11 protein-coding genes are annotated in these 14,034 nt (G+C 73.3%); 8 read left to right on the top strand and 3 right to left on the bottom strand.

The genetic code is table 11. The annotated features are described in order from the left end of the window. Positions 1-147 precede the first annotated feature (147 nt). Both FYW95_RS15135 and FYW95_RS15140 read left to right on the top strand, forming a co-directional pair. Complete coding sequence (locus tag FYW95_RS15135; RefSeq protein ID WP_159940460.1) at positions 148-459, top strand: DUF6401 family natural product biosynthesis protein; 312 nt, start codon at positions 148-150, stop codon at positions 457-459. A gap of 260 nt (positions 460-719) precedes the next feature. Further along, on the top strand, positions 720-962 hold the full coding sequence (locus FYW95_RS15140) for a hypothetical protein (protein ID WP_159940462.1): 243 nt from the start codon (positions 720-722) through the stop codon (positions 960-962). Between the two features lie 272 nt (positions 963-1,234). Here the strand turns inward: FYW95_RS15140 and FYW95_RS15145 are convergent, their stop codons facing one another. From FYW95_RS15145 to FYW95_RS15155, 3 genes are all read right to left on the bottom strand, one after another. Next, a complete protein-coding gene (locus FYW95_RS15145; protein ID WP_160050439.1) occupies positions 1,235-2,032 on the bottom strand; it encodes a mechanosensitive ion channel family protein in 798 nt (265 codons plus the stop codon). 256 nt (positions 2,033-2,288) lie between these two features. Then, entirely contained in the window at positions 2,289-2,927 is a 639-nt protein-coding gene (locus FYW95_RS15150; protein WP_159940466.1) for a TetR/AcrR family transcriptional regulator, read from the bottom strand. A gap of 234 nt (positions 2,928-3,161) precedes the next feature. Then, positions 3,162-3,380, bottom strand: coding sequence for a hypothetical protein (locus tag FYW95_RS15155; RefSeq protein WP_159940468.1), 219 nt, complete (start codon positions 3,378-3,380; stop codon positions 3,162-3,164). 274 nt (positions 3,381-3,654) lie between these two features. Between FYW95_RS15155 and moeZ the strand changes: the two genes are divergently transcribed. The 6 genes from moeZ (at position 3,655) to FYW95_RS15185 (ending at position 13,927) form a co-directional block, all read left to right on the top strand. Beyond that, positions 3,655-4,818, top strand: a complete 1,164-nt coding sequence (gene moeZ, locus FYW95_RS15160; protein ID WP_159940470.1) for an adenylyltransferase/sulfurtransferase MoeZ — start codon at positions 3,655-3,657, stop codon at positions 4,816-4,818. Positions 4,819-4,966: 148 nt separating this feature from the next. Beyond that, complete coding sequence (locus tag FYW95_RS15165; protein ID WP_159940472.1) at positions 4,967-5,347, top strand: SPW repeat domain-containing protein; 381 nt, start codon at positions 4,967-4,969, stop codon at positions 5,345-5,347. Positions 5,348-5,419: 72 nt separating this feature from the next. After that, positions 5,420-5,746, top strand: a complete 327-nt coding sequence (locus tag FYW95_RS15170; protein WP_159940474.1) for an MGMT family protein — start codon at positions 5,420-5,422, stop codon at positions 5,744-5,746. Positions 5,747-5,831: 85 nt separating this feature from the next. Continuing rightward, entirely contained in the window at positions 5,832-8,999 is a 3,168-nt protein-coding gene (locus tag FYW95_RS15175) for an ATP-dependent helicase (RefSeq protein WP_201294879.1), read from the top strand. Further along, a complete protein-coding gene (locus FYW95_RS15180; RefSeq protein WP_159940478.1) occupies positions 8,992-12,435 on the top strand; it encodes an ATP-dependent helicase in 3,444 nt (1,147 codons plus the stop codon). Before FYW95_RS15175 ends, FYW95_RS15180 begins: the two co-directional genes overlap by 8 nt. Positions 12,436-12,547: 112 nt before the next feature. Then, a complete protein-coding gene (locus tag FYW95_RS15185; protein WP_160050440.1) occupies positions 12,548-13,927 on the top strand; it encodes a dipeptidase in 1,380 nt (459 codons plus the stop codon). Positions 13,928-14,034: the final 107 nt, after the last annotated feature.

Consider the following 14,034-nt stretch of genomic DNA (forward strand, 5'->3'; position numbering starts at 1 on the left):
CTCACCAGGTCTTACGCTTTCTTGACCCGGGCTTGGACTGCCTTGGTCAAGCGCGGGTAATTTCCAACACTTCCGTGACGATTCGTTGGTGGCTGCCCGTAAAATCGATGAAGTTTACGTCTCCTGACCACCCGAGTAGGTACTTCCATGCCCAGTGGGACCTCCGTGCGCCATCCGCTGGCCGGACTGACCCGTGACTTCCACCGGATCGGTCCTCTCGACGGCCCGATCGAGCCCTGGCTGTGCGCTGAGCTGGACCAGCACGCCGCACAGGTGTGCGAGGGAATCGCCGCCTCCGGAAGCGAGCTGACCGCCCGCACCCTCGGCACCTACCTCCGCGGCTTCCTCGACGGGTGCCTCGAACAGGGCTGGGACTCCTCCGCGGTCGAGTACGACTGGGAGACCCTCCGGGTACTCGCGATCTGCCGTCTGGCCAAGGAGCGCGGTTTCGTCCGCTAGGTTGGTGACGTCCGCAGGCCGGTGCGCTCACCGCGGCCCGGGCTTCGCATCCCTTCCCGTTCTCCCGGTGCGATTCCCGCGCCGGGCGTACGCTGAAACGTGTCGTGAACGCCACGGCGGCCGGAACCGGCCCGGGCGCACCGTGATCGGGCCCTGCGGAATGCAACGTGGGACTGACGGCGTTATGGGGTTCCGGACAGCGGGCCTCCAGGTGCCGCAACTGGCGGAGCGGCCCGCAGAGCCGCGAGAAAGGAAGGCGAATGAGGAGCGGTCGGCATGGGGCGGCGCGCCCACCGGTCGGCGTCCTGATCCAACAGGACCGCGTCGACTTCGCGCTTTTCGCACTGATCTTCGTCGTCGCACTGGCGTCCATGGTCTTCACCGGTCCGGGAAGCGTCGCCTTCTGGCTCGCCTTCCTGCCGATCATCGCCTCAGTCGTGCTGGCCTTCCGGCGGATCGAGCACCTCTCCCGGCTGGAACTGCGCGACTCCGAGTTCCTCTGAGGAACTGACCCACACGCGACGCACACGCTGAGGGCGGGACCAGCGGTCCCGCCCTGCCTGCTTCGGGCCTTCCGCTCCGCTTCGCCCGCCCGTCGCCCTCCACCACCCTCAACGGACGGCCTGCGGCCGCGGTTTTCCCCTCCGGGCGCCATGGAAGGCGGGGTTCTTCGGTGTCTCCCGTGCCTGGCTCATTCCTCGCGGCGGCACGTCCGACCCCCGCAGAACCCCGTCGGCGCCCTCGCAGCGCTTGCTTCCTTCGCGCGGCCGTTCGGTCACGGAGTCGGAGGCGGCTCCTGGCCCGTGCCGCGTCGCGCGGCCTGGGACGTGGCCCCCTCGCGCTGCTCGACCGGCTCGGCGGCGGGACGGCCCATGGCCGCCTCGCGCCCGGCGCGGTAGCTGCTCTCCTCGCTGATCCGGCTGGTCTCACGCTCGGCCACGTCGAGCCAGCGGGCCCAGCGCGAGCGCATCGGCTCGATCATGCCGCCGCCGACACCGACGATCAGGATGCCGCCGATGGTGGCCAGGACGGTGATCAGGACCGGCAGGGTGACGCTCACGGCGACGCCCATCTGGTTCAGCGCCGCGATGATACCGAGGCCCAGGATGAACACGGCCGCCACGTTGGCCAGGACCCGCCCGTAGGACAGCCCGCCCAGCGCGCCGGAGATGATGTCGCGGACCGCCTTGGCGATCATCGCGGCCACCACGAGGATGACCAGCGCCACGATGCCGCGCGGGATCCAGGCGATCACGTCGCTCAGCAGCGTGCTGACGGGGTTCGGTCCGAAGACGTTGAACGCGAGCGTGAACACGAACAGCAGTCCGACGTAGTAGATGATCTTGCCGCAGAGCTCACTGGCGCTCCAGCGGCTGCGCTCGAAGTACTCGCCCATGCCCCCGCGGTGCAGGGCGCGGTCCAGCCCGACGCTGTGCAGGCCCTTGGCGACGGCCTTGCCCACCAACCAGGCGATGAGCCAGCCCAGGACCAGGATCACGAGGAAGCCGACCAGCAGCGGTACGAATCGCACGACCGCTTCCCAGGCCGTCGTCAGTCCCTGATCCACGTCCATACGTCTTCACCCCCAAATCGCTTGCTCCGCCCCTCCCCCGTACAAAGGCCGGGCGGATACGGCGAAGAGAAGCTCATTACTTCTCATTTCGCCGATACCCGTAGCGCGGCGATTGAATCGCGAGTCGCACCGGGGTCAGTCGTATTACCTTTCCTTTAAGGTTTTCTTGCCTCTCGGTGGGTGACTGTCCTCCCCATATATGACGAAAGGCCCGAATGCGCTCGGCATTCGGGCCCCTCGGAGGATCCGGCGGGGGTCAGTCCTGGGCGTCCGCTCTGCGGTGCAGGTCCCAGCCGCTTATCCCGCGCCAGGCCAGGCGGGCCACCAGCTGCTCGGCGGCGTCCTTGGGCACGGAGCCGTGGTTGTTGAGCCAGTACCGGGCGCTCGTCTCGGCCATACCGACCAGGCCGATGCTCAGCAGGTGCGCCTCCTCGTCGGAGATGCTGGTGTCCTGGCGGATCACGGCGCCGATCAGCTCGGCGCACCGCTGGAGGGTCTCCTCGCTCTTCTCCCGCACGGCGGGCAGGTTGCGCAGGTCGGACTCGAAGACGAGGCGGAAGGCCTCGCCGTCGCCCGCCACGAAGTCGAAGTAGGCCCGGAAACTCGCGATGACGCGCTGGCGGTTGTCGTCCGTGCTCTGCAGGGCCTCGCGCTGCTTCTCGACCAATGCCTCGGAGTGCTCCTCGAGCAGGGCCAGATACAGCTCCAGCTTGCCCGGGAAGTGCTGGTAGAGGACCGGCTTGCTGACCCCGGCGCGGTCGGCGATCTCGTCCATGGCGGCCGCGTGGTAACCACGCGCGACGAAGACCTCCTGCGCCGCGGCCAGGAGTTGACGGCGGCGCCGGACCCGGGGCAAGCGGGTACCCCGGGCGCGGGCGTCTGAAGGAGCTGTCACACCCACACCCTCCGAAATCGGGACGGCGGCCAGGTGCCGTCACCGTACGTCTGCGTGGCCGGTACCGCCTGGCTCGGCCAGGGGCCCGGTTGGCGGTCTTCTCCTCATCTTACTCTGGCGTAGGTTCCGCGCGAGCAGGACCGAAGCGGTCGATCGGGTGCGCGCGCGGTCCGAGCCGCTGGTCAGTGCCGGTTTCCGGGGTCGTGGCGGCGAGGGAGGAGGAGGCGGGCGAGGTCAGCGCCACTCGTCCTCGTCGACGCCCACGTCGAGGGACTGTTCCACCACGTCCCCCTCGGCGGCGCGGTCGAAGCTGTCCTCGGCGGGGTCCTCCCAGCCGTTCCCGTCGTCCGCGGCCGGCAGGCGCTGTTCGGCGGCGTCGGCCTCGGGCACCTCGGCGGCGGGGTCCTCCCCGGCGGCCGGACCTCGTCTCGCGGAACGGTTCTCCTGGGCCACAGCGTCCTCCCCTTGTCGTCGCCCGTACGTTCAGACGACCACTACCCACCGCCCGTGCCGATACGCCGGACCCCGGGGGATGAACCTCCTGCCGGGAGCGGTCACCCGTGGAGGGGCGCGCGCCGCCGGGATGTGCTCCACGCCTCCCGGGGGTGGGAATGCAATACCCCACCCGTTAGGTTGGGTATGAGTGCAAGCACGCTTCGCTCCCCGCCCCCTCGCCCGGTGGTCCCTTGGGCGGTGTGAAGCAACCGAACAGACATGAGGAGTCACCGTGTCGCTGCCGCCGCTGGTGGAACCAGCCGACGAGCTGACCGTGGACGAGGTGCGCCGATACTCGCGTCACCTGATCATCCCCGACGTGGGCATGGACGGGCAGAAACGCCTGAAGAACGCCAAGGTCCTGGTCGTGGGCGCGGGCGGTCTGGGCTCCCCGGCACTGCTCTACCTGGCCGCGGCCGGTGTGGGCACGCTCGGCATCATCGACTTCGACGTCGTGGACGAGTCCAACCTCCAGCGCCAGATCATCCACGGGCAGAGCGACGTCGGCCGCCCCAAGGCCGAGTCCGCCCGGGACAGCATCAAGGAGGTGAACCCCAACGTCAACGTGATCCTGCACCAGGACCGCCTGGAGTCGGACAACGCGTTGGAGATCTTCGCCGACTACGACCTGATCCTGGACGGCACCGACAACTTCGCGACCCGCTACCTGGTCAACGACGCCTGCGTCCTCCTGAACAAGCCGTACGTGTGGGGTTCGATCTACCGCTTCGACGGCCAGGTCAGCGTCTTCTGGAACGAGTACGGGCCGCAGTACCGCGACCTCTACCCCGAGCCCCCGCCGCCCGGCATGGTCCCCTCCTGCGCCGAGGGCGGCGTCCTGGGCGTGCTGTGCGCCTCGATCGGCTCGGTCATGGTCAACGAGGCCATCAAGCTGATCACCGGCATCGGTGAACCGCTGGTGGGCCGCCTGCTCATCTTCGACGCCCTGGAGATGACCTGGCGCGAGGTCAAGGTCCGCAAGGACCCCGACACCGAGCCGGTCACCGAGCTCATCGACTACGAGGCGTTCTGCGGCGCGGTGTCGGAGGAGGCCACCGAGGCCGCCGCCGGTGCCACGATCACCGCTCCCGAACTCAAGGAGCTCCTCGACAACAAGCCCGAGGACGTCTTCCTCGTGGACGTGCGGGAGAAGAACGAGTACGAGATCGTGAGCATCCCCGGGGCCACTCTCATCCCCAAGGGTGAGTTCCTCAACGGCAAGGCCTTCGAGCGCCTGCCGCAGGACAAGCGCATCGTCCTGCACTGCAAGTCGGGCGTGCGCTCGGCCGAGGCGCTGGCCGCGGTCCACGCCGCCGGGTTCTCCGACGCCGTCCACGTGGGCGGCGGCGTTCTGGCCTGGATCAACCAGGTCGACCCGAGCCTGCCCTCCTACTAGGGCGCGGCCGACGGGGCGGCGGCGGGTCCTCCCGCCGCCGCCCCTCGCGTTTTCCCCGCGTCCTGCCTGGTCGGCGCCGTCCCTGGGTAGGGAGGAGACCAGAGGCCGCCACCGGACGGCGGCGGCCCGGCTGCTGGGAGGTGGCTCCATGCGACTACAGGGACGGTGGGCGGACTGGGCGGCGATCCTCGTCGGTCTGGCCCTGGGAATCAGCTTCGTCTGGCACGGGATGCAGGGCTTCGGCGCGGGCGCGATGTTCGTCCTCGGCCTGGGGGCCATCATGGCCGCGGTCGTCTCCCTCACCCGCCCGGGCGCTCTGGCGAGCGAACTGGGTGTGCTCGCCAGCGGAGTCCTGGTCTTCGCCCTGCCCTGGCTGGCGGGCTTCACGGACACGGCGGCCGCCGCCTGGACGGCGTGGATCCTCGGCGCGGCCCTGGCCGCGCTGGGCGCGTTCGGCCTGGCCAAGGCGCGCGAGGCCCGCAGGCGCGACCCCGACACGGCCTGGACCACCCACATCACCGAGGTCTGACCCGAACCCGGGCCGCCTCCGCTCCGACGGGGGCGGCTCCGTCGTGTCGGCGGCCGTCGGTAGCCTGCGGGGGTGTTCACGGACGAGGACGGCGGGCCGGACGACTACGCCGAGGAGGTTCTGGCGCTGGTCGAACGCATTCCGCCCGGACGGGTGATGGCCTACGGCGACATCGCCGAGTACGTCGGCGGGGGAGGGCCCCGCCAGGTCGGCTCGGTCATGTCCTCCTGGGGCGGGGGAGTGCCCTGGTGGCGGGTGGTGCGCGCGGACGGGCGCCCGGCCTCCGGGCACGAGGTGCGCGCCCTGTCCCACTACGCGGCCGAGGGCACCCCCATGCGCCCCGGAAGCGACCGCGTGGACCTGGGCAGAGCCCGCTGGAACGGGGAGGACGGGCCCTGAGGAGCCCCGTGTGGCGGGGATGACGTGCGGGATGGTCGCCACCCTCTGGTGAACTGGTGGGGTGAACACAACCCCGTACCGTCTCGTGCGGCGCGCCCACCGGGTGCAGCCGCCGCCGGTGCTGGACGACAACCAGCGGCGCGTGGTCGACCACGAGGGCGGACCCCTCCTGGTGCTGGCCGGGCCCGGCACCGGAAAGACCACCACCATCGTCGAGGCCGTCGTGGACCGCGTCGACCGCCGCGGCGTGGACCCCTCGCGCGTACTGGTGCTCACCTTCAGCCGCAAGGCCGCCCAGGAACTGCGCGAGCGCATCACCGCCCGCCTGCGCCGGACCACCCGCGAACCGCTGGCCCTGACCTTCCACAGCTACGCCTACGCCCTGATCCGCCGCGAGTTCCAGCGCATGGGAGACCTGCCGCCGCGCCTGCTCTCGGGCCCCGAACAGCTCATGGAGGTCCGCGAACTCCTCACCGGCGAGTCCCGTGACGGCGGCGCCGACTGGCCCGAGCGCCTGCGCCCCGCCCTGGAGACCCGCGGGTTCGCCGAGGAACTGCGCGACTTCCTCATGCGCGCCCAGGAGCGCGGGATGGGACCGGAGGACCTGGAGCGGCTGGGCCGGGAGCGCGACCGCGACGACTGGGTCGCCGCCGCGGGGTTCCTCGACCGCTACACCGGCCGCTTCGACATCGCCCCCGTGCCCACGCTCAACTACGCCGAGCTGGTGCGGGTGGCGGCCAACCTGCTCTCCGACCCCGAGGTCCAGGAGCGCGAGCGCGCCGCGCACGAGGTCGTGTTCGTCGACGAGTACCAGGACACCGACCCCGCGCAGGAGGAGCTCCTGCGCGCCCTGGCCGGGGACGGCCGCGACCTCGTCGCGGTCGGCGACCCGGACCAGTCCATCTACGGCTTCCGCGGCGCCGAGGTGCACAACATCCTGGACTTCCCCCGCCGCTTCCCGACCGTGCGGCGCACCGAGGCCCCCGTGGTCGCCCTGCGCACCTGCCGCCGCAGCGGCGCGGCCCTGCTGTCCGCCTCGCGCGGGTTGACCCGGCGCCTGCCCGCGGTCGCCTCCGCCCGGGGCCACGTCAACGAGCACCGCGACCTGGCCCCCGCCCCCGGCCTGCCCGAGGGCGAGGTGCGCGTGCTGCTGGCCGACAGCCCCACCCAGGAGGCCGCGGTCATCGCCGACACCCTGCGCCGCGCCCACCTGGTCGACGGGGTCCCGTGGTCGGACATGGCCGTGCTGGTGCGCTCCTCGACCCGCCAGCTGCCGGTGCTGCGCCGCGCCCTGACCGCCGCTTCGGTGCCCGTCGCGGTCGGCGCCGACGACCTGCCGGTGGCCGCGGAGCCGATCGTGCGCCCCCTGCTCGCGCTGATCCGCCACGGCCTGTACCCGGACCAGCTGGACGACGAGGCCGCGCGCGAACTCCTCACCAGCCCCTTCGGGGAGGCCGACACCGTTCGGCTGCGCAGGCTGGTGCGGGCGCTGCGCCGTCTGGACCTGGACCGCGCCCACGACAGGTCCGCGGACCGGGGCGGGAACCGCGAAGGGGGAGGGGGCCCGGAGCCCGGCGCCTACCGCCCCGCCTCCCAGCTGCTCGTGGACGTCCTGCGCGACCCGGCCGACCTCGCCCTCGTGGACCCCGAGGTGGCCGCGCCCGCCACCCGCGTCGCCCGGGCGCTGCGCACCGTCCGCGACCTGACCGCCAAGGGCGCCGACGCCGAACAGGTCCTGTGGGAGCTGTGGCGGGACAGCGGCCTGGCCGACCGGCTGCTGCGCGCCAGCCTGGCCGGGGGCCGCCGGGGCGCCGCCGCCGACCGCGACCTGGACGCCGTGGTCGCCCTGTTCGAGAGCGCGGCCCGCTACTGCGACCGCCTTCCCCCGGGCGCCCCCGCCGGGTTCCTGGAGGACCTCGCCGCGCAGGAGATCCCCGGCGACAGCCTCGCCGAACGCGCCCCCGAGGGCGAGGCGGTGCGCATCCTCACCGCCCACCGCTCCAAGGGGCTGGAGTGGGACCTGGTGGTGGTCGCCGGGGCCCAGGAGGGCGACTGGCCCGACCTGCGCCTGCGCGGCTCCCTGCTGGGGGTCGAGGAACTCGTCGACGCCGACGTGCACGCCGCGGACTCCTCCGGTGCGGCCCTGGCCTCCAAACTCCTGGACGAGGAGCGCCGCCTGTTCTACGTGGCCCTGACCCGGGCCCGCCGCACCCTGGTGGTCACGGCCGTGGGCGGGGAGGACACCGAGGAGCGCCCTTCGCGCTTCCTGGCCGAGATGGGCGTCGGCGAACCCGAGCCGGTCAGCACCGGCCTGCGCTGGCTCTCCCTGCCCTCGCTGGTGGCCGACCTGCGCTCGGTGGTCACCGACGCCGGGGCCCCGGCACCGCTGCGGGAGGCCGCGGCCCTGCACCTGGCCCGCCTGGCCGAGGAGGGCGTCCGCGGCGCCGACCCCTCGGAGTGGTACGCGCTCACGCCCTTCAGCGACGACCGCCCCCTGGCGGACGCCCAGGACACCATCCGCGTCTCCCCCTCCCAGGTGGAGAGCTTCACCAACTGCCAGCTGCGCTGGCTGCTCGAACGCGCCGCCGGGGCCTCCTCCGGCGACTCCGCCTCGGCCCTGGGCACCGTCGTGCACGCGGTCGCGGTCCTGGTCGCCCAGGGCAGCACCCCCGAGGAGATCAGCGGGCGCATGGACGAGATCTGGGCCGACCTGGACTTCGGCGGCCCCTGGCAGTCCCGGGCCCAGCGCGACCGCGCCGACACCATGGTCCGCAAGCTCGTCGACTGGGAGGCGGCCAACGACCGCGAACTCGTCGTCACCGAGGAGGGGTTCCGCGTGGACGTGGGCGGCATCGAGATCACCGGCCGCGTGGACCGCCTCGAACGCGACGACCAGGGGCGCGCGGTGGTCGTGGACATCAAGACCGGGAAGAACAAGGCCGAGGACCTGGCCCGCCACCCCCAGCTCGGCGTCTACCAGATGGCCGTCCTCAAGGGCGCCTTCGCCCGGCTGGGCCTCACCGAGCCGGGCGGCGCCATGCTCGTCCAAGTCGGCGAGAAGCTCAAGAAGGCGCGGGAGCAACCCCAGCCGCCGCTGGCCGAGGACCCCGACCCGGGGTGGGCCGACGCCCTGGTGCGCGAGGTCGCCACCGGGATGGGCGGCTCCCGCTTCACCGCCACACGCAACAAGGGCTGCAGGTCGTGCGCCGTCCGCTCCTGCTGCCCGGTCCAGGACGAGGGCAGACATGTCTGAAACCCACCCCGCCTCCCCCTTCCGCCCCCTCCCCGACCCCGACTCCCCGCCCCCCGCTCCGCCCCGCCCCCGCTTCTCACCCGCCGAACTCGCCCGGCTCCTCGGCCAGCCCGAGCCCACCGCCGAGCAGTCCGAGGTGATCTCCGCCCCGCTGGAACCCGGCGTGGTCATCGCGGGCGCGGGGTCGGGCAAGAGCGAGACCATGGCCTCCCGGGTGGTGTGGCTGGTGGCCAACGGCCGCGTGCGCCCCGAGCAGGTGCTCGGCCTGACCTTCACCCGCAAGGCCACCGCCGAGCTGGCCGAGCGCGTGCGCAGGCGCCTGGACCAGCTGCGCGCCACCGAGCAGCTGCCCGAGGAACTGCTCGACGGCGAGCCCACGGTGTCCACCTACAACGCCTACGCCGGTCGCATCGTCTCCGATCACGCCCTGCGGGAGGCGGTCGAGCCCACGGCGCGGCTGCTGAGCGAGGGCCAGGCCTGGCAGCTGGCCTCCCGGATCGTCGGCGAGTACGACGGGCCCATGGACCTGATCACCGTCGGGGCCGACACCGTGACCCGGCGCGTGCTGGACCTGTCCGGGCAGATCGCCGACCACCTCACCAGCACCGAGCAGGTTCGCGGCATCGGCCGCTGGCTGCGCGCGGCGGTGGAGGCCCTGCCGCGCAAGCCCACGGTGCCCACGCGCAACCTGCTCAACGCCCAGCTGCGCCGGGAGCAGCTCCTGCCGCTCGTGGAGCGCTACGAGCACGCCAAGCACGTCCGCGAGGCGATGGACTTCGGCGACCAGGTGTCCCTGGCCGCGCGCATCGCCCAGAACCACCCCGAGGTCGGACTCATCGAACGCGGCCGGTTCCGCGTGGTGCTGCTGGACGAGTACCAGGACACCAGCCACGCCCAGCTCGTGCTGCTGCGCGCGCTGTTCGGCGAGGGCCACGCCGTCACCGCGGTCGGCGACCCCTGCCAGTCCATCTACGGCTGGCGCGGGGCCGTCGCCGCCAACCTCACCAACTTCCCGCACGACTTCCCGTCCGCCCCCGGCCGGGCCGCGCCCGTGCGCCGCCTGGCCACCAGCTTCCGCAACGGCGAACGGATCCTGGAGGTGGCCAAGCACATCTCCGAGCCGCTGCGCGCCGAGAGCCCCGAGGTGCCCGTCCTGCACCCGGGGCCGGCCCGGCGCGGCCGGGGCGTCGCCCACGCGGGCCTGTTCGCCAGCCAGCGCCAGGAGGCGGAGTGGATCGCCGAGCGGGTCAGCGCCTACCTGCGCGCCGGTCCCGGTCAGCCGGGCAGCGCCGAGGCCGCTCCGGACGGGCTGGCCTGGCCCCCCGGGGAGTCCGGCGGTGCCGAGGACGGCGGAATCAGCCCCGGCGACGTCGCCGTGCTGTGCCGCAAGCGCTCCCAGTTCCCCGCGCTGCGCGAGGCCCTGGAGGCGAGGAACATCCCGGTGGAGGTCGTCGGCCTGGGCGGGCTCATGACCGTGCCCGAGGTCCGCGACATCATCGCCACCCTGCGCGTGGTCCACGACGCCTCGGCCGGAAACGAGCTGGCCCGCGTGCTGACCGGGCCGCGCTGGCGGATCGGGCCGCGCGACCTGGCCGCCCTGGGGTCGCGCGCCGCGGAGCTGGCCCGCCAGACCCGGCGCGACCTCACCTCGCCCGACCCCGGGGAGGAGCCCGAGGACGACATCCTGCGCCGCACCGTCCTGGACCTGACCGCCGAGAGCGGCAGCCTGGTGGACGCCCTGGACGACCCCGGCCCGGCCGAGAACTACTCCCCGGCCGCGCGCGAGCGGCTCGGCCGCCTCGCCGAGGAGCTGCGCACCCTGCGCAAGCTCGTCGGCCAGCCGCTGCCCGACCTCATCACGGAGGTCGAGCGGATGCTGGGCCTGGACATCGAGGTGGGCGCCCGCACCGGCCGCGACCCGCTGTCCGCCCGCGCGGACCTGGACGCCTTCGTCGACCACGCGGTCCGCTTCGTCGGCAACAGCGAGGACCCCACCCTGGGCAGCTTCCTCAGCTACCTGCGGGCCGCCGCCGAACGCGAGAGCGGCCTGGCCCCCGGGGAGCGCGTCGGCGGCGCCGACACGGTCAAGCTCATGACCATGCACGCCGCCAAGGGGCTCCAGTGGCCCGTGGTGGTCGTGCCCGGCGTCAGCGGAGGCAAGTACGCCCCGCTGTTCCCCACGAGCCTGTCCGAGGGCGACATGTGGATCAAGGGCGAGCACCTGTTGCCCTACCGGCTGCGCGGCGACCGGCGCAACCTGCCCGAGCTCCTGGCGGTGGACAAGAAGGGCATCGAGGAGTTCAAGGCGGCCGAACAGGAGCGCCACCTGCTGGAGGAGCGGCGGCTGGCCTACGTCGCCGTCACCCGCGCCTCCTTCGCGCTGCTGTGCACCGGCCACTGGTGGGGGAGCGACGCCGCCAGCGAACGCGGCCCCTCGGCCTTCCTGGAGGAGGTCCGCGCGGCCTGCGAGGGCGGCGCCGGAACGGTCGCGCACTGGGAGCCGCGACCCGATCCCGACGACAACCCCTACGAGGAGGAGGACGGCGGCACGGCCGTGTGGCCGCCCGAGGAGGACGGCCACGCCGAGGGGCCCGGGGACGCCGACGGGAGGGCGCCCTCCGGGCGGCGCGCCGAGATCCTGGCCGGGGCCGACCTCGTCGAGCGCGCCCGCGCCCGCCTGCTGGCCGGGGAGACCGACCCGGAGGAGGAGCGGGCCGCGCCGCCGCCCGGGCTGCGCCGCCGCCTGCGCGGGTGGGAGCGCGACACCGAACTCCTGCTCGCCCACCGCCGCGCCGAGGAGCAGCGCCGGGCGGAGGGCGCCGTCCAGGTCGAGCTGCCCGGCCACCTGTCGGTGTCGTCCATGGTGTGGCTGGCCCGCGACCCCTCCGCCCTGGCCCGGCAGATCCGGCGGCCCCTGCCCCGTCCGCCCGCGCCGCACACCCGGCGCGGTACCGCGTTCCACTCCTGGCTGGAACAGCGGTTCGGCCAGCGCGCCACACTGCTGGACGAGCTGCCCGGCGCCGCCGACGAGACCGCGGGGGAGGACGAGGACCTCGCCGAGTTGCAGGCCCGCTTCGAGGAGAGCGAGTGGGGCGCGCGGATCCCGGCCGAGGTGGAGGTGTCCTTCGAGACGGTGATCGGCGACCGGCTCATCCGGGGCCGCATGGACGCGGTCTTCCACGACCCCGCCACCGGCCGCTACGACGTGGTGGACTGGAAGACCGGACGCCCGCCCGCCACCGAGGCCGAGCGCCGCGCCGTGGGCGTGCAGCTGGCCGCCTACCGCCTGGCCTGGGCGGAGCTGGCCGGGGTGGAGCTGGCGGAGGTGCGGGCCGCCTTCCACTACGTGCGCGCCGGGCTCACCGTGCGCCCCGCCGACCTGCTCGACGCCGAGGGGCTGGCCGCGCTGATCGAGGCACTGCCCGAGCCCGGGTGAGGCACCGGGCCGCCGCGGGGCCCGTTCCGCGACCGTCCTCCCCGCCGGGGCGGACGGGTCCGCGCGCGTCCTAGGCTCGGTCTCGACAATGGCGTCTGGAAAGGACAACTTGATGGACGTACGCGCCTACATCGAGGCACACCGGGCCGAGTTCGTCTCCTCCCTCAAGGAATGGCTGGCGATCCCCTCCATCTCCGCCGACCCCGCCCACCACCCCGACGTGGTGCGGTCGGCGCACTGGCTCGCCGACCACCTCACCGCCACCGGCTTCCCCACCGTGGAGGTCTGGGAGACCCCCGGACTGCCCGCCGTGTTCGCCGAGTGGCCCGCCGCCGACCCCGCGGCCCCCACCGTGCTCGTGTACGGTCACCACGACGTCCAGCCGGTCGACCCCGTCGCCGAGTGGGAGACCGACCCCTTCGTGCCCACCGAGCGCGGCACCTCCCTGCACGCGCGCGGGGCCTCCGACGACAAGGGCCAGGTGCTCTTCCACGCCCTGGGCGTGAGCGCCGCCCTGGCCGCCTCCGGGGCCGACGCCCCGCCCGTCACGGTCAAGCTCCTCGTCGAGGGCGAGGAGGAGTCCGGCTCGGTCCACTTCGCCGACCTGATGCGGGCCAACCGCGACCGCCTGTCCTGCGACGTCGCCGTCATCTCCGACACCACCATGTGGGCGGCCGACACCCCGTCCATGTGCGTGGGCATGCGCGGCGTCACCGACGTGGAGATCAGCCTGTACGGCCCCGAGCGCGACCTGCACAGCGGTTCGTTCGGCGGCGCCGTGCCCAACCCCCTCAAGGCCATGGCCGACCTGCTGTCCGGCCTGCACGACGAGGACAACCGGGTGGCCGTCCCCGGGTTCTACGACGGTGTGGTCGAGGCCAGCCGGGCCGAGCGCGACCTCATCGCCCAGCTGCCCTTCGACGAGGAGGAGTGGCTGGCCACCGCGGCCTCCACCGCCGCCTGGGGCGAACGCGGCTACTCCACCCTGGAGCGCGTCTGGCTGCGCCCCACCGCCGAGATCAACGGCATGTGGGGCGGCCACACCGGCTCGGGCGGCAAGACCATCGTCCCCCGCTCCGCGCACGCCAAGGTGAGCTTCCGCCTGGTGCCCGGACAGGAACCGCTGCACGTCCAGGACCGCGTCCGGGCCTTCGTGGAGGCGGCCACCCCCGAGGGGCTGCGCGCCGAGGTGGAGTTCGGCGGCCCCGGCGTGCGGGCCTGCGCCTCCGACCTGTCCTCCACCGCCCTCAAGGCGGCCCGCTCCGCCATGGAGCGCGCGTTCGGCACGCGGGTCCTGTTCACCCGCGAGGGCGGCAGCGGTCCCGAGGCGGACATCGCCGACATCCTCGGGGCCCCGCTGGTGTTCGTCGCCGTCGGACTCGACGAGGACCGCATCCACGCCCCCAACGAGAAGGTGGAGGTGCCCCTGCTGCTCAAGGGCGCCGAGAGCGCCGCCTACCTGTGGGAGGAACTCGGCTCCGTCGCCGGGTGAGGCCGCGGCCGCGCGCGTGCCCGCGGCGGCGCCCACCGGGGCTTCCGCGGATGCGCGCGGCCACCGGCGGTGTTACTCCTGTAGACGCGGGCCGCGCACGGCGGCCC

The organism is Nocardiopsis sp. FR4, from assembly GCF_009830945.1.
In the GTDB taxonomy this organism is placed as follows: Bacteria; Actinomycetota; Actinomycetes; order Streptosporangiales; family Streptosporangiaceae; genus Nocardiopsis.

Bases quoted from the DNA above. Each gene is read 5' to 3' on its own strand.
- FYW95_RS15135 (WP_159940460.1), top strand. From the start codon at position 148: ATGCCCAGTGGGACCTCCGTGCGCCATCCGCTGGCCGGACTGACCCGT.
- FYW95_RS15140 (WP_159940462.1), top strand. From the start codon at position 720: ATGAGGAGCGGTCGGCATGGGGCGGCGCGCCCACCGGTCGGCGTCCTG.
- FYW95_RS15145 (WP_160050439.1), bottom strand. From the start codon at position 2,032: ATGGACGTGGATCAGGGACTGACGACGGCCTGGGAAGCGGTCGTGCGA.
- FYW95_RS15165 (WP_159940472.1), top strand. From the start codon at position 4,967: ATGCGACTACAGGGACGGTGGGCGGACTGGGCGGCGATCCTCGTCGGT.
- FYW95_RS15180 (WP_159940478.1), top strand. From the start codon at position 8,992: ATGTCTGAAACCCACCCCGCCTCCCCCTTCCGCCCCCTCCCCGACCCC.
- FYW95_RS15185 (WP_160050440.1), top strand. From the start codon at position 12,548: ATGGACGTACGCGCCTACATCGAGGCACACCGGGCCGAGTTCGTCTCC.